Here is a 19,503-nt window from a genome sequence, read left to right on the forward strand (position 1 = left end):
GCACGCGGCGGCCGAAGTATTGTAAGTCTCAGGTAAGGTTTATCTGCGAGAATGCCGATAGATTCGCCGCTATATATTAGAGATTTATTGGACGCCCGCTGATGATATCCACCTATCTTGGCTATTCGATCGCGACCCGAAGCATGGCGACGACCCTCAATCAGGTGGCATCGCAGACGCAGAACAAGCGTGCGATCGACTATTACAATGCCAATATTGGCAAAGTCACCAGCGTCGACGATTTCATGAACGACTATCAGCTCTATAGCTACGCTATGGAAGCTTACGGCCTTTCGGACATGACCTATGCCAAGGCCTTTATGAAACAGGTGCTGACCAGCGACCTCAGCGACTCCACTAGTTTCGCGAACAAGCTGACGGATTCGCGCTACAAGGAATTCGCCGCCGCGTTCAATTTCGGCACGAGCAGCGATACGACGGCGCAAACCAGTGAACAGGAAGGCGATCTGGTCGGTCTTTATCAGCAGTCCTTTACGACTGAGGAAACCAACGCCGAGACTGAAACCAATTATTACAGCCAGAACATTAGCAGCGTTAAAACCGTCGACGATCTCCTTAGCAATACGCGCTTGCGCAATTACGTGCTGCAGGCCTACGGGATCGATCCGACCTACGTGTCGAATTCAACTCTGAAAAAGATGCTGACGAGTGATGTCAGCGATTCGACCAGCTTTGTGAATCAGAACGGCAGCGCTGCCGACAAGGCGCTCGTCGCGGAATTCAATTTCAATTCCGACGGAAGCGTGAAGACGTCGACGGCGGACGCCGATACGACCTACTATCAGAACCAGATCAGCTCGATCACCTCCGTCGACCAGCTTACCTCCAATCCCAAGCTGTTCGACTATGTCAAAATCGCTTTCGACATCCCAACCTACATCACCGCTGACCAATTCAATGCCTCGGCCGAGGATGCGGGTGTTGCCAAGACGAACGGGCTCACCGATGTGATGGCGCAGTTCAATTTCCAGGCCGACGGCACGGTTGCCAGCGGTTCGCAAGCGCAGTCCTCCACTCAGCTCAGCACGACGACGGCCGCCTACGCAACCAACTATCCGGGCGGTCCGCAGACGCTCGGCCAGACGGCCGAGGTCATGAGCGCCTACAATTCCACCGTTCCCTCATACACGACCGAGGTCGGCGCTACCGATAACGATCTTTATTACAAGGATCACATCGGTTCCATCACTTCGGTCGATGAACTGACCTCAGACACCCGGCTTTTCGATTACGTCAAGACAGCCTACGGGATCGATGCGAGCACCCCCGCTATCGTATTCAAAAACGCGTTCGCCGACTCCAAGACGGCCTCCATTTTTGGCCTCACCGACGTTGTTGCGGCGTTCAACTTTCAGTCGGATGGTACGCTGGCGTCCGGCGACGTGGCGCAGTCTCAGGCCGAGATCAATGCGGCATCGACCGGCTATATGAGTAATTACGCGACGTCGCAGACGTCGCTCACCACGGATGCGGTCAACAATTACAAGACCCGCATCGCCAGCGTGAAGGATATTGACGACTTCTTCGCCACCAATGCGACCGCCGACAGCGACGATTCCAATGACGATCTTCCCGAGCTCTACCAAATGGCGCTGCGCGCTTACGGCATCAGCTCGGACGAGATGTCGAAGACGCAGATGAAGAAGGTTCTTGAAAGCGATCCCTATGATTCGAAGAGCTATGTCAACTCGCTCAAGGACACGCGTTTCACCGATCTCGCCAAGGCCTTCAACTTCGGCAGCGATGGCAAGCTGAAGCAGCCGGTCCAGGCTCTGTCGGAGACGCAGATTAATAATTACATTTCCGAATATTCCAGCGACAAGCGGGCCGGACTGACGGGCGCTCAGCTCACGAAGGCCACCAGCGACGCCAAGGATGCCGCTACCTATTTCGCGACCAATATCGTTAAGATCACCAGTGTCAGTGACCTTCTCGCTGACAGCAAGCTTACCGATTTCATCCTGACTGCCAATGGCATCGACCCGAAGAAGGTCACCACCGCCACGCTGAAGAAGGCCTTCGCCTCCGATACGACTGACTCCAAGAGCTTCGTCAACACGGATGATGGCGCTCAGTTCAAGAGCATTGTCGAGGCGTTCAACTTCGACACGGATGGAAACCTGACGGACGCGAAACAGGGTACGGCGCAAAACCAAGGCGCGATCTCTCAGACGAACGACCTCTTCCTGCATCAGACCCTCGAGGATCAACAGGGAGAGACCAATCCTGGTGTTCGCCTGGCGCTTTATTTCCAGCGTAAGGCGCCCGACATCCATTCCATCTACGACATCATGGGCGATAGCGCGCTCTATTCGGTCATGACGACGACCTTTAACCTGCCGAGCTCGATCTCCTCGATGGATGTCGATCAGCAGGCCAAGGTGTTGGGCAGCTATCTTGATGTCACCGACCTGCAGGACCCGGACAAGGTCAACAAGCTTCTGCAGCGGTTCTCCGCCATGTACGATATCGAGAACAACACCACTTCGTCGACATCGCCCGCCCTATCGATTCTGTCGGGTTCCTCGAGCGTCGGCATCAGTGCCGATACGCTGCTTTCGATCGCCCAGCTTTCCAATAAATAACGAACAGCGCCAAAATTGATGCCTCGCGCCGCTTCGATGTGCGGCGCGAAAGCCGTCGGCATACCTGTTGCAGCCGTGCCGGTATGGGTCGCCCTCGGGTTCTGGAGACGCGGAATAAGTGCGTTCGAGGCCGATAAGAAGGAACTTATTAACCGTCCTTGCCCTATTCGATTTGAGAAGCCATCGGCAATATCAATGACTGGGTTGCAGGTCTCATGCGTCTTTCTCGAACGAACATTTCGAATGCGGCAACCGGCTTCCAGCAGGAGGGTGAGCCGGACCCGGAGCAGGTCGCAGAAGAGGCCCGCCGGGCCGAGCAGATCGCTGCCCGCCGCGCATTCCTGGAAGAAAAGATCCGCAATGCGCGCGAAGCAAAGCGGCGCGCGGAAGAACAGCGCCGTGCCGAGGAATTGCGGCATGCCGAAGAAGCTCGCCTGCGAATCGCCGCCGCGCCAAAACCTGTCGTGGAGGCCTTGCAAGCCAGCACGGCGGCAAGCGGCCCCATCATGCCTGTCACGCCGCACGGGATCTCCGCAGAGGAGCTTGCCTCGCCCGGCTGGCAAAACGCCTTCCTGATGGGACCGAACGTCCGTTTCACCCGCACGCGCGAGACCGAGATCATCAGCCGGCGTCCGCCCGTGGAACCTGCGCCCACCTCGGCGCCCGCGGCCGTCAACCACGCCGCAATGCGCGTCATTGAGCCGCCGGTGCCCGAATCACATGGCTCTATCGATCGTCCGCAGATGGACCAGTCGGCAGAATTCCAACTGCCGCCATGGGAAGACATGCCGTTCGTGGGTGAGACCTTCAAGCCTACCGTAATTCAGAAATCTCCGGCGATGCAGCCGGACGCATTGGAGATGACCGTCATCGCTACCGCATTCCATAGAGCTCCCGCGATCGCGCTGGATGCCTCCTCGTCGCTGCCGAAAGTTGAAGAATCAGTCGCCGCGCCTGTGGTCGAATCGCGGCTTGCCCATCTCTCGGATTTCGCCTTCTGGGACGCCATGCCCTTCGATGGTGAATTCCTCTCCGCCATCAAGGGCAAGCCGGTCCAGCCGATGCTCGTTCCTGAGATCCAATCTGAGGTCGAATCGATCGTCGCGAAATTCCGCGTCGTCGAATGCCGCCGCCCGTCGCCTGCCGTAGACTCACCGCTACAGACCGAAATTTTAACGGCCGTTGCCTCCGCCGCACCTGCTCCGGCTATGGAGCCGGCCCCGGTCGGCGCATTCGTGATGGACGAGCTTGCCGCGCTCGAAGCTGCGGTACTGGCGCCCTTTGTGCCGGCCTCGATCGAGGCCGCAGCGCCGGTCGAAGCGGACGCAAAGGTGACGGAACCTGTCGCGTTCATCCCGCCCGCCTTCGTCACCGCAGTATTTGCCGGTGAGGCAGAGGCCATTGTCGAGGTTCAGCCGGCTGCGGCTCCGAGCCTGCCTTCTCCGGCTCCGGTCATGGTCGTCGCGCCGATACCGGTTCGCACGCCGGCGCCGGCTGCGGCCGCTCCCATGGTTGAAGCAAAGCCGGTCATTCCCGCCGTCGAAGCTGCCAAACAGCGTCTGATCGATCCGCCGCCGTCGCAGATTACACCGCGCAGGGCTAATGCCTTGGCTCTTCCGGAATGGCGGCCGATCGCCCGCAGCGGTGAGGGTGAATATGAGCTCCCGCCCCGCGAACTGCTGCAGGAGCCTGCCGCCCGGACCGGCGTGATCATGACGCAGGAAACGCTGGAGCAGAATGCCGGCCTTCTAGAAAGCGTGCTCGAAGACTTCGGCGTCAAGGGCGAGATCATCCATGTCCGTCCAGGTCCTGTGGTAACGCTCTATGAATTCGAGCCGGCCCCCGGCGTCAAATCCTCGCGCGTCATCAATCTCGCCGACGATATCGCTCGCTCGATGTCGGCTCTGTCAGCCCGCGTCGCCGTCGTTCCCGGTCGCAATGTCATCGGCATCGAACTGCCGAACGTCACCCGGGAGACCGTCTATTTCCGCGAAATGATTGAGTCCGCGGATTTCGAGAGGAGTGGCTACAAGCTGGCGCTTGGCCTCGGCAAGACGATCGGCGGCGAGCCTGTCATTGCCGAACTCGCCAAGATGCCGCATCTGCTCGTCGCCGGCACCACCGGTTCGGGCAAGTCGGTCGCCATCAACACGATGATCCTGTCGCTGCTCTATCGTATGACGCCGGAGCAATGCCGCCTGATCATGGTCGATCCGAAGATGCTCGAACTCTCCGTCTATGACGGCATCCCGCATCTGCTGACCCCGGTCGTTACCGATCCCAAGAAGGCCGTCATGGCGCTGAAATGGGCTGTGCGCGAGATGGAGGATCGCTATCGCAAGATGTCGCGCCTCGGCGTGCGCAATATCGACGGCTATAACAGCCGCGTCGCTTCCGCCCGTGAAAAGGGCGAGACGATCCATGTCATGGTCCAGACCGGCTTCGACAAGGGCACGGGTGCCCCGATCGAAGAACAGCAGGAAATGGACCTGACGCCGATGCCCTATATCGTCGTCATCGTCGACGAAATGGCCGACCTGATGATGGTTGCCGGCAAGGAAATCGAAGGCGCGATCCAGCGTCTGGCGCAGATGGCGCGCGCCGCAGGCATCCACCTAATCATGGCGACGCAACGTCCCTCGGTCGATGTCATCACCGGTACGATCAAGGCAAACTTCCCGACCCGCATCTCCTTCCAGGTGACCTCGAAGATCGACAGCCGCACCATCCTCGGCGAGCAGGGCGCTGAGCAGCTCCTCGGCCAGGGCGACATGCTGCATATGGCCGGCGGCGGGCGCATCTCGCGCGTCCATGGTCCCTTCGTTTCGGATGAAGAGGTCGAAAAGGTCGTCGCACATCTGAAGACTCAAGGGCGGCCGGAATATCTCGATACGGTCACCGCCGACGAGGAAGAAGACGACGAGGAAGAAGACACGGCTGTCTTCGACAAGGGCGCCATCGCCTCGGAAGACGGCGACGATCTCTACGAACAGGCGATCAAGGTGGTCATGCGCGACAAGAAGTGCTCGACCTCCTACATCCAGCGCCGCCTCGGCATCGGCTATAACCGCGCTGCCTCGCTCGTCGAGCGCATGGAAAAGGACGGTCTGGTCGGCCCCGCCAACCATGTCGGCAAGCGTGAGATCATCTCGGGCAACCGCAATGGCGGCGGCAATTCGGGCCAAGACGATTTCGATTGATCAAGCAGGCTGCAAGGCTAGCGCGACATGAGAGCGGCATAACGAGGCGGCTTTCCAACGGAAGGCCGCTTCTTTTTTATCAGACGCGCTCGAGCTTGATATGCGGCAGCGGCGGCAGCTCGACGCGGATGGCGTCATCGGGTTGCACGCGGCCACCCTGCGAGACGATACCCATGATGCCAGCCTTGCGGATCAGACCTCCATCGGCATCTTTATCGAGCACCGCATGCAGCAGGCCCTTCTGGAAATCGTCGATTTGCTTGCACGGGTTGCGAAGCCCAGTCACTTCCACGATCGCTTCCTCGCCGATATGCAGGCGCGCCCCTTGAGGCAGGGAAAGTAGGTCGATCCCTCGGGTCGCTATATTCTCGCCCATGTCGCCCGGAGCAACAGAGAATCCCTTTTCTGTGAGTTCGTCGAACAGCTCCTCGTGGATAATATGCACTTGACGCAGATTGGGTTGCGTCGGATCGACCGCGACGCGCGAGCGATGCTTTACCGTCACCCCCATATGCGCGTCGCCTTCCACGCCGAGCCCCGTCAGCAGTTGAATGTGATCCTTGTTCTGCTTGCTGAAACTATGCACGCCGCTGCTGCTGACTGACGTCACATATACGCGTTTGTCGCCCATGCCGAACCCTTCCATAGCGTGTTGCTACCCGTTTAAGGCAGCCAACCGGCTCTCAGATCTTGAGGACTTTTCCCGGATTCATGATCCCTGCCGGGTCGAACGCCGTCTTAATCCGGCGCATCAGATCCATCTCGATTTCAGGGCGGATCGAAGCCAGTTCGTCGCGCTTCAATTGCCCGATGCCGTGTTCGGCGGAGATCGAGCCGCCATGTTGCAGCACCAGCCCGTGCACGATCTTGTTCATTTCGCGCCAGCGGCCGATGAACTCCGCCTTGTCCGCTCCCACGGGCTGCGAGATGTTGTAGTGGATATTGCCGTCGCCCATATGGCCGAAAGCGCAGATGCGGGCGCCGGGCATGGCGGCCATCACTGCCTTCTCCGCCTCGTGCATGAATTTCGGGATCTGCGCGACCGGCACGGAGACGTCGTGTTTGATCGAGCCGCCCTCCGGCTTCTGCGCGTCCGACATGCTCTCGCGCATGTGCCACAGCGCCTTTCGCTGCGCCTCGGAATTGGCGATGGTCGCATCCTGAATCAGGCCGGCCTCGTAACCTTGCTCCAGCAGCGTCGTCATCATCCTCTCGGCGGTCTCGGCCGAATCCGATGTGGAGATATCGATCAGCACATACCAGGGATGCACTGTTTCCAGCGGATCGCGCACGCCCGGAATATGGCGAGCGGTGAACTCGACGCCGATGCGCGGCATCAGCTCGAAGCCGGTCAGCGCCGGGCCGCAGAGGCTGGCCGCATTCTTGAACAGTGTCAGTGCGTCTTCGGTCGATTGGATACCGGCAAAAGCCACCTGATGGCCAAGCGGTTGCGGGAAAAGCTTCAGCACCGCGCCGGTGATAACGCCGAGCGTTCCCTCGGCGCCGATGAAGAGGTCGCGCAGGTCGTAACCGGTATTGTCCTTCTTCAGCCGCCGAAGACCGTTCCAGATTTCGCCGGTCGGCAGCACCACTTCAAGGCCGAGGCAGAGCTGGCGCATATTGCCGTAGGCAAGAACGGCCGTGCCGCCGGCATTGGTGGAGAGATTGCCGGCGATGCGGCAGGAGCCCTCGGAGCCGAGCGACAGCGGAAACATGCGGCCATGCTCTTCCGCCGCTTTCTGCACATCAGCCAGGATGCAACCACCATCGACGATCATGGTATTGCCGACCGGATCGATGTCGCGGATGCGGTTCATGCGCTCCAATGAGAGGATGATGTCAGAGCCGCCCTCGCGTGGTGTCTGGCCACCGACAAGGCCGGTATTACCGGTCTGCGGCACGATGGCCGTGCCGGTCTCGCTGGCGAGCTTCAGGATTGCCGAAACCTCTTCTACCGAGCCCGGCTTCAGGAGCAGGGGCGATGCGCCGCGATAGAGCCCGCGATTTTCGATAAGATGCGGTGCGATCTCCGCAGGGTCCTGCACGGCATGCTTTTCGCCGACGATCGCGGCAAAGCGATCCAGAAGGGCGGAGGAGGGGGCGGAGCTGCTCATGGCGTGTCCTTTGCCGATGTGTCTTTGACCGGATTTACTCTCTGGGCGCGGCCGCGCGGCGCAGGCGGTCGTTGATGGCTTCGCCGAGGCCTTCGTCGGGAATGCTGGAAAAGGCGATCATTGCCGCGCCGCTGCCATCGGCGCGTTTCATGAAATCGAACAGATTGGCGGCGGCTTCCGCAAGATCGCCGGATGGGCTGAGATCGAGCACCATGGCCGCGTTCTCCGCACCGGCAATGTCCGGTCGCCCAAAACGGATCAACGCCTCGCCCGGTAAAACAGCAGTCGCATCGAGCCGCACCGCAGCACCTGGCGCATAGTGCGAGGCAAGCATGCCTGGCGCTTCAATGGCCGGCGAGGCGCCGTTCTTGCGCTTGAGCGGCTGACCTGCGATCCGCTCGATCTCCTCAGCCGCGAGGCCCCCCGGCCTCAGCAGGCGCATCTCCCCGTCCTCAACCTTGACGATCGTCGATTCAACGCCGACAACCGAAGCGCCGGCATCGAGGATGAGTGTAATCCGTTCGCCGAGATCGTCATGAACATGATCGGCGCTGGTGGCGCTGATCTTGCCGGACGTATTGGCGCTGGGGGCGGCGAGCGGCCGGCCGAAGGCGCGGATCAGCTCGCCAGCAAAACCCTGCGGCACACGGATGCCGATCGTATCAAGCCCCGCGGTCGCCAGCGGATGGATATCGCTTTCCGGCCGCAGCGGCAGCACAAGGGTCAACGGACCGGGCCAGAAGGCTTCGGCCAGCTTCCGCGAGATCGGGTCGAAGATCGCATGGCGTTCCGCCATGGCGAGATCGCTCATGTGGCAGATCAGCGGATTGAAGCGGGGCCGCCCCTTGGTCTCATAGATGCGGGTGATAGCAGCGGGATTGGTGGCATCGGCGGCAAGCCCATAGACCGTCTCGGTCGGCAACCCGATCGGCAGCCCCTCGGCAAGCGTTTCCGACGCCGCAGCTATAGCCGTTTCGGGATCCTGGAGAATGTCTATGTGTCGCGCCATGGCCTGACCGTTGTAGTTCAGGCCGTTCTTATGCTTTTCAAGTTTGGGGATCAATGATCAAAGCTGGCGAATGATGTCGCGGAGCTGTTCGTTGCGCGCGCCAAGCAGCAACACGTTGCGGATGGCGATCTGCGGATCGTGTGTGTGGAAGAGTACGCCGTTGCCTCGGACCTCGCGGTTGATCGTCAGTTTCTTTTCCGGCGATTCCTGATCCGGCAAGACGGCGACGGCAAAATACATCCGCGAATATTTCAGGCTGATATTTTCGAAGAAATTGTCGTTCTGCCCGATGCGGGCAAAGAAGTTGGCGATGTAGAAGGCCCAGCTCACCTCTTCATACTGCGCAAATTGCGTTCGCGCCGCAGTGACATGGCAATAACCGAGATGCGGCGTGTCCTTCAGCGTGTGATGGAAGATCAGCTTCGGAAAACGAATCGATTGGTGAAAGCTGTTCAGCCGATCGTGGGTCTTTTCGCCAGCATTCCGCAGCTTATTCGCCGTGCGCTCGGCCACTTCCTCATAGCTGAGATAGCGCCGCTCTTCGGCCAGCCAATGCGCCCTGTCGCGGGTGATGCGGCCGGTGCGCAGGAATTCGCTATGGGAGGCCGCCGGCAATTCCGGTTCCGGTTCGGCGGGCTTCTTGGCGTCGAAATATCTGAGCTTGGCCATGGCGGCACTCTCGGTATGGGTATGGATAGCAGTTAATAGATCGCCTAGCTTGAGCCGGGCTTAAGCGCGCCACGCTGGGATGTTTGGAAGGATCAGAGCCATGCCGGGTATCACCGAACTCAAACTGCTGATTGCGAGCATGAAGCCAAATCTCATTGAAGGCGAATTCGTCTTTTGCTGCGTGCCGCCTTCAATGCTGACAGACTATATCCATTTGAAGCCGATCGGAATGTTCCACGAAAAAGAGGGAATGACGCTGATCCTTCCGATCGAGGCCGCCCGGCAGGCGGGGCTTCCGGCTGAACCCGCCATGCGAATGATTAGCCTAGACGTCCATTCCTCGCTGGAGGCCGTGGGCTTGACGGCGGCCTTTGCTATGGCACTCGGAAGCGAGGGCATCAGCGCCAATGTCGTTGCGGCCTATTATCATGACCATATCTTCGTGCCGATCGCCGATGCCGAGCGTGCCATGGCGGCATTGAAGGCGCTCTCCGCCGGACAAGATCGTCCCTAAAATTCATCGCCCATCGCTCTGTCGCAATCAAGATAAAGCGTCATGGAGCGCAGAATGGTTCACACGGACGATCGTCTTGCCGGGACCGAGCTAATAGTTTGAATTGGTTCGTATTATCGCGACAAAATTCGCGTCATTTCCAAGCTTCATCTCACCTGTCGCCAATTTCGAAGCCGATGTCGCATTGCAGCAGAGCGACGCGTGAGGCGGGAGCTATGATGACCTCAATCTCAAGGTGCCGTCTATTAGGGAGGCGGAGAATTGGGAAGCCGGTCAAAATCCGGCGCTGCCCCCGCAACGGTGGTGGAGTGAGGCATGGCAGATAAAGCCACTGGGTCGAGAACAACCTGGGAAGGCGCCATGGGGTCCTCTTGAGGACCGCTCCAGAGCCCGGAAACCAGCCTTGGGGACGACAGATTTCACTGACCGCGGCGGGCAGTCGGGGGGTAATGCGTTGGGCTGTTTAAGGCCGGCCGGTGCATGTCCTCTGCCTACTGCCTGGTATTGCACGAGGATAGGCACATGGATATCGGCACCGACGTTTTGCGACAATTGAAGAACCGCCGCCAGGGTTTCAGCCTGGAGCAGGCCTTCTACACCGACCCCGATTATTTCAAGCTCGACATGGAGATGATCTACTATCGCGACTGGCTGTTCATCGGCCATGATTGCGAAGTGCCGCGGGCCGGCAATTATTTCACGGTCCAGGTCGGCGATTATCCCGTCGTTATCGTCCGCGGCCGGGATCAGGTCATCCGCGCCTTCCACAATAGTTGTCGCCACCGCGGCTCGCGTGTCTGCGCATCCGAGCGCGGTTCTTCGGCCAAGCTTGTCTGCCCTTACCATCAGTGGACCTACGAACTCGACGGTTCGCTGCTCTTCGCCCGGCAGATGGCGGAGGATTTCGACAAGAGCCAGTTCTCCCTGAAGCCGGTTCACTGCGAGAGCGTCGGCGGCTACATCTTCATCTGTCTGGCGAAAAACGCCCCGGATTTCTCCCCGGTCCGCGCCGCGATCGAGCCTTACATGGCGCCGCATCGCATCGGCGAGACGAAGGTCGCCTTCCAGAGCACCATTATCGAAAAGGGCAATTGGAAGCTGGTATGGGAGAACAATCGCGAGTGCTATCACTGCGCCGCCAATCATCCGGAGCTCTGCCGTACCTACCCGGAAGCGCCGACCATCACGGGTGTACAAGGTGCGATGAACGATCCCCTCATCACTGAGCACTGGCAGCGCTGCGAAGCCGCCGGCTTGCCGAGCCAATTCAAGATCGCACCCGATGGTCAGTTCCGCGCCGCCCGCATGCCGCTGATCGAAGGGGCTGAAAGCTACACCATGTCCGGCAGGCGCGCCGTCAAGCGGCCGCTATCGCCTGACGTCACCATCAACAATATCGGTGCGATGATCCTGTTCCATTACCCGACAACGTGGAACCATCTTCTCGGCGACCACGCCATTTCCTTCCGCGTGCTGCCGATCAGCGCCGAGGAAACCGCGGTCACCACCAAATGGCTGGTGCATAAGGATGCGGTAGAGGGCGTCGACTATGACCTCGAGGAACTGACCCATGTCTGGACGGAAACCAACGATCAGGACCGTCGCATCGTCGAGGAAAATGCCTTCGGTATACGCTCGCCGGCCTATGAGCCCGGCCCCTATTCGGAACTCCACGAGGGCGGCGTCATGCAGTTCGTCGAGTGGTACTCGAATTTCATGATCAACCGGCTGCAGGGCGATCAGGCCAAGCTGTCGGCGGTTGCCTGAGTATGAACATGACCATCTCTCTCCGTCATCAGCACCTGGATCAGATGCAGCCATGGAGCGACAGGCAGCATCTGCTCGAATGCCTGTCGGCAACGCCGGAAGCGCCCGATGTGATGACCTTCACATTCCGCTCCGACAAGGATAATTGGTTCCGCTATCTGCCGGGCCAGTTCGTAACCCTGGAACTGCCGACGGCGCCCGAGCCGGTCATGCGCACCTACACGCTTTCCTCGACACCGTCGCGGCCCTTTTCCGTGGCCGTCACGGTGAAGGCGCAGAAGGACAGCATCGGCACGCGCTGGATGTTCGAGAACCTGAAGCCCGGTATGCGCATCAAGGCTTTCGGCCCGCTCGGCGATTTCAGCCACATCCGTCATCCCGGCGAAAAATATCTCTTCGTTTCGGCCGGCTCCGGCATCACGCCGATGATGGCGATGACGCGCTACATGGCCGACACAGGGCCCTTGTCGGACATCACCTTCGTCAATTGCTCGCGCAGCCCCGCCGACATCATCTTCCGCTCGGAGCTGGAATATCTCGCCCGCTTCATGCCGAACCTCGATCTCGGCTTCATCGTCGAAGGCTGCGGCCGCACCGATCTCTGGTCGGGGCTGAAGGGCCGCATCGACAAGGCAAAGATCGGACTGCTCGCGCCAGATTTCATGGAACGCACCATCTTCTGCTGCGGCCCTGAAGTCTTCATGGATGCCGTCCGCTCCATGCTGGAAGCCCACGGCTTCGACATGGCGCGCTACCATCAGGAAAGCTTCCAGCCGGCGCAGGCGGCAACGCCGCTGGCCGAAGTCAGCGATGACGCGTCGATGGACGCGGCGACCTCGATCCGCTTCACCATGGCCGGCAGGGATGTCGCCTGCGCCCCAGGCCAGACGATCCTGCAGGCCGCGCGCGGCGCCGGCGTACGCATCGGTGCTGCCTGCGAATCCGGTCTCTGCGGCACCTGCAGGGTGATGAAACTGTCGGGCGAGGTCGAGATGAACCATAATGGCGGCATCCTCGACGACGAAATCGACGAAGGCTACATTCTGGCCTGCTGTTCGCGGCCTAAAACGGATGTGCAGATAGAAGCCTAAGCCTTTTGAATCGAGACTACTTATCCGCTATCGGGCGGCTCCCGCCCGATAGCGGATGCGCTAGAAATCCTGATAATTCAACTCGTTGATCTCGACCGTCTTCGGCTGCGTTGCGGCGGTGACGATTGGGTCGACCATCAGCGAGACGAGCGTCTGCAACGGCGCGGTACAGCTTGGTCCCTTGGCAATGATCATGGGTGCAGGTTCCGGCTTTGCGGGCAGCAGATCGCCCTGCGGCCAGATCTTGGCGAGCTGCACCTTCGTCATCGCCACGACATTGACATCGATATCGGTAAGCGTCCCCGGCACGCGGTAAGGACAGGCCTTCTCCGAGCAATTGTCGGATGAGGAGAATTGCCAGAGCGCATAATTGTCCCAATTGCCGAGCGGGAAGGTGCCTTTTACATCCGGCTTGTAGCGCGCATACCACAGCGGCAGCCGCGACAGGATCGGATAGTCCTCGCGATGATCGGCAATATACCGGGCGGTGTTGTGATTGGTATAGAGAATGGGATAGCGGCCGGTTCTCACCTTGATGTGACCGACGAAGATCTGCGCGTCATCGAGCGACATGAACTGGGTCGCGTCCAAGCCGTCGATATCGAGCACCATCAATTCGTCCGGTTTCGGATCGGCATAATCCAGAAAGTGATTGGCCTGGTCGACCGGGTTGCCGGGCCGTCCAAGGTGGTAGGCGCCCCAGAGCAGGCCATTCATTTTGGCCAGTATGCGGCGCGTCTGATACAGCTCGCGGCTGACGGCATATTTGCGCCACATCGTCTTGCAGTGCGCAAAGGTGTCGCCGGCATGATCGCCCGTGCAGCTAAAGCTCTCTGGCAGGCCGTCGGAAGCCTTGGAGATGAAAGCGGCTATGCGCTTGTCTTGCAGAAGCTGATCCCAATCGATGGTATTCAACTCATAGGCATCGACGATAAGGGCGTTCTGGGGGTCGTTCCAGGGTGGGTTCTCAGCGGCCGCAAGCCGGGAAGCCGGTCCGAGCAGCGCCAGAACCATCAGGAAACTGCAAATCAGAGGGTGAGTCTGCCGGTATCCCTTCATGAAACAATGGTAAGGATCGGTGGTTAATCCCTGGTTAAGGATGGGATCGCTAAAAATTTACCGTTGGGTCCGCATAACCCCTTAAATTTGTACCGATTTAAGGGAAACACTATGCGCCGCTACGTCCCGCCGCGTCATATTGGACGCGCGGCGCAGCAGGTATTCGAACCCTGTTTGGGGAACCTTCCCCAATTAGGAACGTTCATTGCCTTAAGCACAATGTAAGCCAGGGAATGGAGATATAAATGCTTGGTTTCCGTGCAAGAATTGCGACTATCGTTGTTTCGGCCGCTGTGGCTCTGACGAGCTTCACCCCGTCCTTCGCAATGCAGATGCCTGCCGCGCCCGTTGCGGCAGCAGATAAGGCTGCCCCTGCCGACGTTCAGCAGGTTCAGTGGCGCCGCTATGGCGGTTATCACGGCGGGTACTATCCGTATTATCGCCGTGGTTGGTATGGCGGCTACCGCGGTTATCCGGGCTATCGTTATGGCTATCGCTATTATGATGGCTATTGGTACCCGCTGGCGGCCTTCGGCGCCGGAGCCATCATTGGCGGCGCGATTGCCAGCCAGCCGCGTTATGTTGCCCCGGCCGGAGGCATCAACCCGCGCCACGTCGAATGGTGCGAGGCGCGCTATCGCTCCTATCGGGCTTATGACAATACGTTCCAACCCAATCGCGGTCCCCGGCAGCAGTGCTACTCGCCCTTCTATTGAGCGAGAGATTTGGACCTATCAGCCCCCGCCGCCCGGTCACTCGCCGGGCGGTTTTTTATGGATGAACGTCCTGCCGTCAGAGAATGTTGACCCGCTTCAGCAGCCACCAGGCGAGTACCATCGAAGCGATGATGAGGGCCACGGCATATTCCGTGCCGGCACCGCCGCCTGAAAACGGCAGATTTGACGTGTTCATGCCGAAAAAGCCGGTGACCAGCGTCGGCGGCAGCAGGAAGGCCGTCATGATCGACAGAATATAGAGGTGGCGGTTGATCTCGGAGGAAAGCTTCGAGTCGATTTCTTCATGCAGCAGCCTTGCGCGCTCCTGCAGCGCGTAGACATCGTGATCGACCGCCTCCAGCCGGCCCGTCAATCGGCCGGCGACATCCTCGAACCCGAGCGGCATCTCTTCGTCGTCAGATGCTGCAGCGCGCCGCATCAGTGTCAAGACGGTGCGCAGATGCCGGTGCAGGCGCACAATCGTCCGGCGCACGGGCGCCAATCGCCGGCGTTCGTCTCGCGGCGCGTTCTCGTAGACGAAATCCTCGATGAGATTGAGCTCCTCGGTCATCTCGATGACCAGCGAGATGAGGGTGCGCTGGAACTCGACGACCAGCAGCTCGAATATATCGAGCGGCCGGGTGAATTTGGCTGCGTTTTTTTCGATCAGCATGCGCGCCCGCTCAACACTGCGTAGCGGCTGCAGCCGGGTGGTGATGAGCATGCGGTCGGTGAGCACGAAATGCAGCCAGCCGATGTCGCGCGTATCCTGATCGAATTCGCGCTGGAAATCGACCAGCGTGCCGAACAGCATCTGCTCGTCGACGGTGATGGTCGCATGCGTCTCATGCGTCGTCAGCGCCACACGGGCAGGTTCGTTCAGACCTGGCGCATCCTCCAGAAAAGCAGGTACGCGGGCATCGACAAGGCTCAGATGCAGCCACAGGAAACCATCGTCCGCAAACAGCGTGGCGCGATCGGTATCATCGGACAGCCGCTCCGGCTTATTCGCGCCGGGACGCAGGCGATAGGCCCAGATGAGGCCAGGTATCGTGGTGGCTGATGTGATCGTGTTCATGGCCGAGTTGTTCGCATCGTCAAGGGAGTTGCCATACTCATTGTTCATGACGATTGTTTATGCAAGTCCCGGCTATGGCGCGACAATCGCGCAGGAAGGCGGATATGCCGCAGGTGGGGCAAGGCCGATTGGAGGATCGCCAGTTAGTTTTCGACGTAACTTAGGTCTCGGGAAACAAAATTGCTTCGAAATCCTGGGCGCCATTCAAGATATGCAGAATTTCTACGGCGTCTTCGCTGACATGATAGAAAACGAGATAGGCACCATGCGGGAAGCGGCGGACGCCTGTGTGTTCATAGCGCGGTACCAGCGGAAAGCGGTACGGCATGTCCGCTAGATGCCTACACCGCTTGACAAGCTCCATGATGAAGCTTGCCGCGCGTTGGGGATTATCCTGAGCAATGTAGTCGCCAATATGTTCAACATCGGCTTGAGCTCTGGCGGAGAAAACGACGATCACGAGCGGCGGTCTTTTGCCATATTTTCGTATTTTGCAGTCAGTCTGGCAGCAACCTCTTCAAGAGGCTCCACTCGCCCTGCTTTAACATCCGCAAGGCCTTGTGCAATCGCGGTATCGAGCGCAGCGAGGCGTTTTTCTCGCTCTTCGACCAAGCGAACGCCTTCGCGCAGGACTTCGCTGCGGGAGTTGTAACGTCCACTTGTTACGAGTTCATCCACATAGCTTTCGAGCCGCTTGCCAAGATTTGCGCTGCTAGCCATGTTCATTCCTCTTCCAGCGTATAACCAAGGTGATAATTGTTAGCACAAATCATTCAGGGAAGTGAATGCGGATTTGTCTCGATACATTGAGGTGCCTGCCCAAAATTGACGTTTACGTAAAAATCAATTAGCTATAAACATCATGCGGCCGATAGCTTGGGTGAGGTAGACTGTCGGCATCGTCACCACGGAGGAAGACACCATGTACAAGGCGCCGGTCGAGGAAATCGCGTTTACGCTGAAGCATGTCGCTGGCATGGGGCAAGCGATGGAGGAGAGACGCCTCGGCGATCTCAGCGGCGATGTCGTCGACGCCATTCTGACCGAGGCCGGCCGTTTTGCCGGGGACGTGATGGAACCGCTGGCCGAGATCGGCGATAGGCAGGGCTCCAAACTCGTCGATGGCAAGGTGGTGCTGCCCGATGGCTGGGAGAAACTCTATCGCGACTGGATTGCCGGCGGTTGGAACGGGTTGACGGCGCCGGAGGAGTTCGGCGGCCAGGGCCTGCCGCACATGCTGAACGTTGCGACGCTGGAAATGTGGAATTCCGCTTCCATGGCCTTTGGTCTCGCGCCGACGCTGACCATGGGTGCGGTCGAGGCGCTGATCGCTCACGGCAGCGAGGACCTTAAGCGCAAATATCTGGCAAAACTCGTTTCGGGCGAATGGGCCGGCACGATGAACCTGACAGAGCCGCACGCCGGCTCCGACGTCGGGGCGCTGCGCACCCGCGCCGAACGCCGCGATGACGGCACCTATCGCCTATACGGCCAGAAGATTTTCATCACCTGGGGCGATCATGAGGCGGCGGAGAATATCGTCCATTTCGTGCTTGCGCGCCTTCCGGATGCGCCTGCAGGCACGCGCGGTATCTCCCTGTTTCTGGTGCCGAAATTCCTGGTCAACGATGACGGCTCGCTCGGTGCGCGCAACGATTATTTCGCCCATTCGCTGGAGCATAAACTCGGCATCCACGGCTCACCCACCTGCACGATGATCTATGGCGACGGCAAATACGGAACCGAGAAGGGGGCCGTTGCCTGGCTCGTCGGCGAAGAGAACAAGGGCCTCGCCTGCATGTTCACGATGATGAATAATGCGCGGCTCGCCGTCGGCATTCAGGGTGTGGCGATCGCCGAGGCCGCGACACAAAAAGCCATCGCTTACGCAAAAGAGCGCACGCAAGGGCGGGCTCCAGGTACGACAGCGACAGGCATGAGCCCGATCATCGAACATCCCGATATCGCCCGCATGCTGCTGACGATGAAGGCGCTGACGCAGGGGTCGCGCGCCATCTGCTATGCCTGCTCCGAGGCGATCGACATGTCGCATCGCGATCCCAGCAGAGCACGGCACTGGCAGGAGCGCGCCGCCCTGCTGACGCCGATCGCCAAATCCTTTTCCACCGATGCCGGCGTCGATGTCGCTTCGCTCGGCATCCAGGTGCATGGCGGTATGGGCTTTATCGAAGAGACGGGTGCGGCCCGCCTGCTGCGCGACGCCCGTATCGCGCCGATCTATGAAGGCACGAACGGCATCCAGGCGATCGATCTCGTAACGCGTAAGCTGACAATTACCAATGGTGATCATATGCGTGGCTTCACCCACGAACTGCGCGAGATTGCCGATACCGTTGCCAAATCCAATCTGGACGGTTTCGGCGACACGGCGACACGGCTCTATGCCGCTATCACCGATCTCGAGGCGGCAAGCGAATGGCTTCTCGCGCGCCAGGCGGAGGGCCGTATCGCGGAGGCACTGGCGGGGGCCACACCCTATCAGCGGCTCTTCGGCCTCGTACTCACGGGCTGCTATCTCGCCAAGGGCGGCCTGGTGGATGTTGCGGACGGCGAGGGCGAAAAGCGCATTGCGCTCTGCCGCTTTGCTGCGGAAAACATGCTGGCCGAAACCACCGCACTCACCGATCGCATCGTCGCCGGCGCTTCCAGCCTCGAAGCTGCGCGCATCGCTCTTGCTTAAGGACATACACTTGACCGACCACATTTTGATCGAACGCCCTGAGACTGCCCCCCATGTGCAGGTGATCCGCTTCAACCGGCCGGAAAAGAAAAATGCCTTCACCCGCGCCATGTATCAGACGATGACCGACGCTCTGCGGGCGGCGGATGAGGCCTCGGATATCCGCGTCACCGCCTTCCTTGGTAGTGAAGGCTGCTTTTCCGCCGGCAACGATCTTGCCGATTTCCTCGCCTTCGCCATGAGCGGCAGCATGGGCCGCGAGGTGCTGGACTTCCTGGGCGTGCTGGCCACGGCGAAGAAGCCCGTCATCTCTGGTGTCGACGGCCTGGCGATCGGCATCGGCACCACGATCCATCTCCATTGCGACCTGACGATTGCTTCCGACCGCAGCCTGTTCAAGACGCCTTTCGTCGATCTCGCCCTTGTCCCCGAAGCCGCCTCCAGCCTGATCGCGCCGCGCGTCATGGGCCATCAGCGCGCCTTCGCTCTGCTCGCCCTCGGCGAGGGCTTTTCCGCCGCGGAAGCAAAGGATGCCGGTCTGATCTGGAAGGTCACCACGCCGGAGGCATTGGAAGCCGAAACCCTGGCGCTCGCCGCCAAACTTGCAGCCAAACCGCCGGAAGCGCTGCGGATCGCACGTGATCTGATACGCGGCTCCGCCGAGAATATTCTCGCCCGTATCGACGTGGAAGCAAGGCACTTTGCGGCGCAGTTGAAGAGCGCGGAGGCTCGGGCGGCGTTTGAGGCGTTCATGAAGCGGTGAGGTATATTCTTTCTCTCACCCGCCCTCGCCCTTCGAGGGTCGCTGCTCTCCCGCCTCAGGGTGAGGGCTGATCTGCTCGCTTAACCACGAGGCTGCTCCGATCGCATCTGTTTCTCATAGCGTCCCCCGAAAACCTTACCTGCTTTCGGCCGAGAACTGTGGATTTGACTATGACCTGCCTCTGTGTTGCAGAGGAACTCGCCGATCCAGAAGAGA

General features: G+C 59.7%; 16 protein-coding genes and 1 riboswitch. Of the genes, 8 read left to right on the top strand and 8 right to left on the bottom strand.

What is annotated here, in order from left to right; all coding sequences use genetic code 11:
- Nucleotides 1–101: 101 nt before the first annotated feature.
- Both PH547_RS07625 and PH547_RS07630 read left to right on the top strand, forming a co-directional pair.
- Nucleotides 102–2,606 carry a DUF1217 domain-containing protein gene (locus PH547_RS07625; protein WP_260303385.1) on the top strand — a complete coding sequence of 835 codons (2,505 nt, stop codon included), beginning with the start codon at nt 102–104 and terminating at the stop codon, nt 2,604–2,606.
- Nucleotides 2,607–2,821: 215 nt separating this feature from the next.
- The gene (locus tag PH547_RS07630) at nt 2,822–5,806 is read left to right on the top strand and encodes a DNA translocase FtsK (RefSeq protein ID WP_285167914.1); all 2,985 of its coding nucleotides are present in this window, start codon (nt 2,822–2,824) and stop codon (nt 5,804–5,806) included.
- Between the two features lie 79 nt (nt 5,807–5,885).
- Here PH547_RS07630 and PH547_RS07635 read toward each other — a convergent pair whose 3' ends face one another.
- From PH547_RS07635 to PH547_RS07650, 4 genes are read right to left on the bottom strand one after another with little or no spacing between them, the layout of a single operon-like run.
- The gene (locus PH547_RS07635) at nt 5,886–6,437 is read right to left on the bottom strand and encodes an MOSC domain-containing protein (RefSeq protein ID WP_104822192.1); all 552 of its coding nucleotides are present in this window, start codon (nt 6,435–6,437) and stop codon (nt 5,886–5,888) included.
- Between the two features lie 52 nt (nt 6,438–6,489).
- Entirely contained in the window at nt 6,490–7,920 is a 1,431-nt protein-coding gene (locus tag PH547_RS07640; protein WP_104822193.1) for an FAD-binding oxidoreductase, read from the bottom strand.
- Between the two features lie 34 nt (nt 7,921–7,954).
- The gene (locus PH547_RS07645; RefSeq protein WP_104824999.1) at nt 7,955–8,929 is read right to left on the bottom strand and encodes an L-threonylcarbamoyladenylate synthase; all 975 of its coding nucleotides are present in this window, start codon (nt 8,927–8,929) and stop codon (nt 7,955–7,957) included.
- A 57-nt stretch (nt 8,930–8,986) separates the two neighbouring features.
- The gene (locus PH547_RS07650) at nt 8,987–9,598 is read right to left on the bottom strand and encodes a DUF6656 family protein (RefSeq protein WP_104822194.1); all 612 of its coding nucleotides are present in this window, start codon (nt 9,596–9,598) and stop codon (nt 8,987–8,989) included.
- A gap of 100 nt (nt 9,599–9,698) precedes the next feature.
- Between PH547_RS07650 and PH547_RS07655 the strand changes: the two genes are divergently transcribed.
- The 3 genes from PH547_RS07655 (at nt 9,699) to PH547_RS07665 (ending at nt 12,970) form a co-directional block, all read left to right on the top strand.
- Entirely contained in the window at nt 9,699–10,112 is a 414-nt protein-coding gene (locus PH547_RS07655) for an ACT domain-containing protein (protein WP_104822195.1), read from the top strand.
- 216 nt (nt 10,113–10,328) lie between these two features.
- Nucleotides 10,329–10,532, top strand: a riboswitch (cobalamin riboswitch).
- Nucleotides 10,533–10,634: 102 nt separating this feature from the next.
- On the top strand, nt 10,635–11,879 hold the full coding sequence (locus PH547_RS07660) for an aromatic ring-hydroxylating oxygenase subunit alpha (RefSeq protein WP_104822196.1): 1,245 nt from the start codon (nt 10,635–10,637) through the stop codon (nt 11,877–11,879).
- 2 nt (nt 11,880–11,881) lie between these two features.
- Complete coding sequence (locus PH547_RS07665; protein WP_104822197.1) at nt 11,882–12,970, top strand: FAD-binding oxidoreductase; 1,089 nt, start codon at nt 11,882–11,884, stop codon at nt 12,968–12,970.
- A gap of 60 nt (nt 12,971–13,030) precedes the next feature.
- On the opposite strand, the gene PH547_RS07670 is transcribed toward PH547_RS07665, so the two are convergent.
- Nucleotides 13,031–13,984 carry a glycoside hydrolase family 25 protein gene (locus PH547_RS07670; RefSeq protein WP_245463927.1) on the bottom strand — a complete coding sequence of 318 codons (954 nt, stop codon included), beginning with the start codon at nt 13,982–13,984 and terminating at the stop codon, nt 13,031–13,033.
- 290 nt (nt 13,985–14,274) lie between these two features.
- Between PH547_RS07670 and PH547_RS07675 the strand changes: the two genes are divergently transcribed.
- A complete protein-coding gene (locus PH547_RS07675) occupies nt 14,275–14,745 on the top strand; it encodes a BA14K family protein (protein ID WP_285167916.1) in 471 nt (156 codons plus the stop codon).
- Nucleotides 14,746–14,821: 76 nt separating this feature from the next.
- Here PH547_RS07675 and PH547_RS07680 read toward each other — a convergent pair whose 3' ends face one another.
- The 3 genes from PH547_RS07680 to PH547_RS07690 all read right to left on the bottom strand — a co-directional run bounded on the left by PH547_RS07680 (nt 14,822) and on the right by PH547_RS07690 (nt 16,543).
- Complete coding sequence (locus PH547_RS07680) at nt 14,822–15,823, bottom strand: transporter (protein WP_104825000.1); 1,002 nt, start codon at nt 15,821–15,823, stop codon at nt 14,822–14,824.
- Nucleotides 15,824–15,983: 160 nt separating this feature from the next.
- Nucleotides 15,984–16,283 carry a type II toxin-antitoxin system RelE/ParE family toxin gene (locus PH547_RS07685; protein ID WP_104822200.1) on the bottom strand — a complete coding sequence of 100 codons (300 nt, stop codon included), beginning with the start codon at nt 16,281–16,283 and terminating at the stop codon, nt 15,984–15,986.
- The gene (locus PH547_RS07690; protein ID WP_104825001.1) at nt 16,280–16,543 is read right to left on the bottom strand and encodes a type II toxin-antitoxin system ParD family antitoxin; all 264 of its coding nucleotides are present in this window, start codon (nt 16,541–16,543) and stop codon (nt 16,280–16,282) included. The genes PH547_RS07685 and PH547_RS07690 overlap by 4 nt, the downstream gene beginning before the upstream one ends.
- 202 nt (nt 16,544–16,745) lie before the next feature.
- Here PH547_RS07690 and PH547_RS07695 point away from each other — a divergent pair, with 202 nt between their 5' ends.
- Both PH547_RS07695 and PH547_RS07700 read left to right on the top strand, forming a co-directional pair.
- Complete coding sequence (locus PH547_RS07695; RefSeq protein ID WP_285167918.1) at nt 16,746–18,524, top strand: acyl-CoA dehydrogenase family protein; 1,779 nt, start codon at nt 16,746–16,748, stop codon at nt 18,522–18,524.
- Between the two features lie 10 nt (nt 18,525–18,534).
- Complete coding sequence (locus PH547_RS07700; protein WP_285167919.1) at nt 18,535–19,287, top strand: crotonase/enoyl-CoA hydratase family protein; 753 nt, start codon at nt 18,535–18,537, stop codon at nt 19,285–19,287.
- Nucleotides 19,288–19,503: the final 216 nt, after the last annotated feature.

Source organism: Rhizobium cerradonense (assembly GCF_030182455.1).
Lineage (GTDB): Bacteria > Pseudomonadota > Alphaproteobacteria > Rhizobiales > Rhizobiaceae > Rhizobium.

Excerpts from the sequence above, each read along its gene's own strand:
- PH547_RS07630 (WP_285167914.1), top strand. The coding sequence starts at position 2,822 with ATGCGTCTTTCTCGAACGAACATTTCGAATGCGGCAACCGGCTTCCAG.
- PH547_RS07675 (WP_285167916.1), top strand. The coding sequence starts at position 14,275 with ATGCTTGGTTTCCGTGCAAGAATTGCGACTATCGTTGTTTCGGCCGCT.
- PH547_RS07680 (WP_104825000.1), bottom strand. The coding sequence starts at position 15,823 with ATGAACACGATCACATCAGCCACCACGATACCTGGCCTCATCTGGGCC.
- PH547_RS07640 (WP_104822193.1), bottom strand. The coding sequence starts at position 7,920 with ATGAGCAGCTCCGCCCCCTCCTCCGCCCTTCTGGATCGCTTTGCCGCG.
- PH547_RS07670 (WP_245463927.1), bottom strand. The coding sequence starts at position 13,984 with ATGGTTCTGGCGCTGCTCGGACCGGCTTCCCGGCTTGCGGCCGCTGAG.
- PH547_RS07690 (WP_104825001.1), bottom strand. The coding sequence starts at position 16,543 with ATGGCTAGCAGCGCAAATCTTGGCAAGCGGCTCGAAAGCTATGTGGAT.
- PH547_RS07660 (WP_104822196.1), top strand. The coding sequence starts at position 10,635 with ATGGATATCGGCACCGACGTTTTGCGACAATTGAAGAACCGCCGCCAG.
- PH547_RS07645 (WP_104824999.1), bottom strand. The coding sequence starts at position 8,929 with ATGGCGCGACACATAGACATTCTCCAGGATCCCGAAACGGCTATAGCT.
- PH547_RS07695 (WP_285167918.1), top strand. The coding sequence starts at position 16,746 with ATGTACAAGGCGCCGGTCGAGGAAATCGCGTTTACGCTGAAGCATGTC.
- PH547_RS07625 (WP_260303385.1), top strand. The coding sequence starts at position 102 with ATGATATCCACCTATCTTGGCTATTCGATCGCGACCCGAAGCATGGCG.
- PH547_RS07650 (WP_104822194.1), bottom strand. The coding sequence starts at position 9,598 with ATGGCCAAGCTCAGATATTTCGACGCCAAGAAGCCCGCCGAACCGGAA.
- PH547_RS07665 (WP_104822197.1), top strand. The coding sequence starts at position 11,882 with ATGAACATGACCATCTCTCTCCGTCATCAGCACCTGGATCAGATGCAG.
- PH547_RS07635 (WP_104822192.1), bottom strand. The coding sequence starts at position 6,437 with ATGGGCGACAAACGCGTATATGTGACGTCAGTCAGCAGCAGCGGCGTG.
- PH547_RS07655 (WP_104822195.1), top strand. The coding sequence starts at position 9,699 with ATGCCGGGTATCACCGAACTCAAACTGCTGATTGCGAGCATGAAGCCA.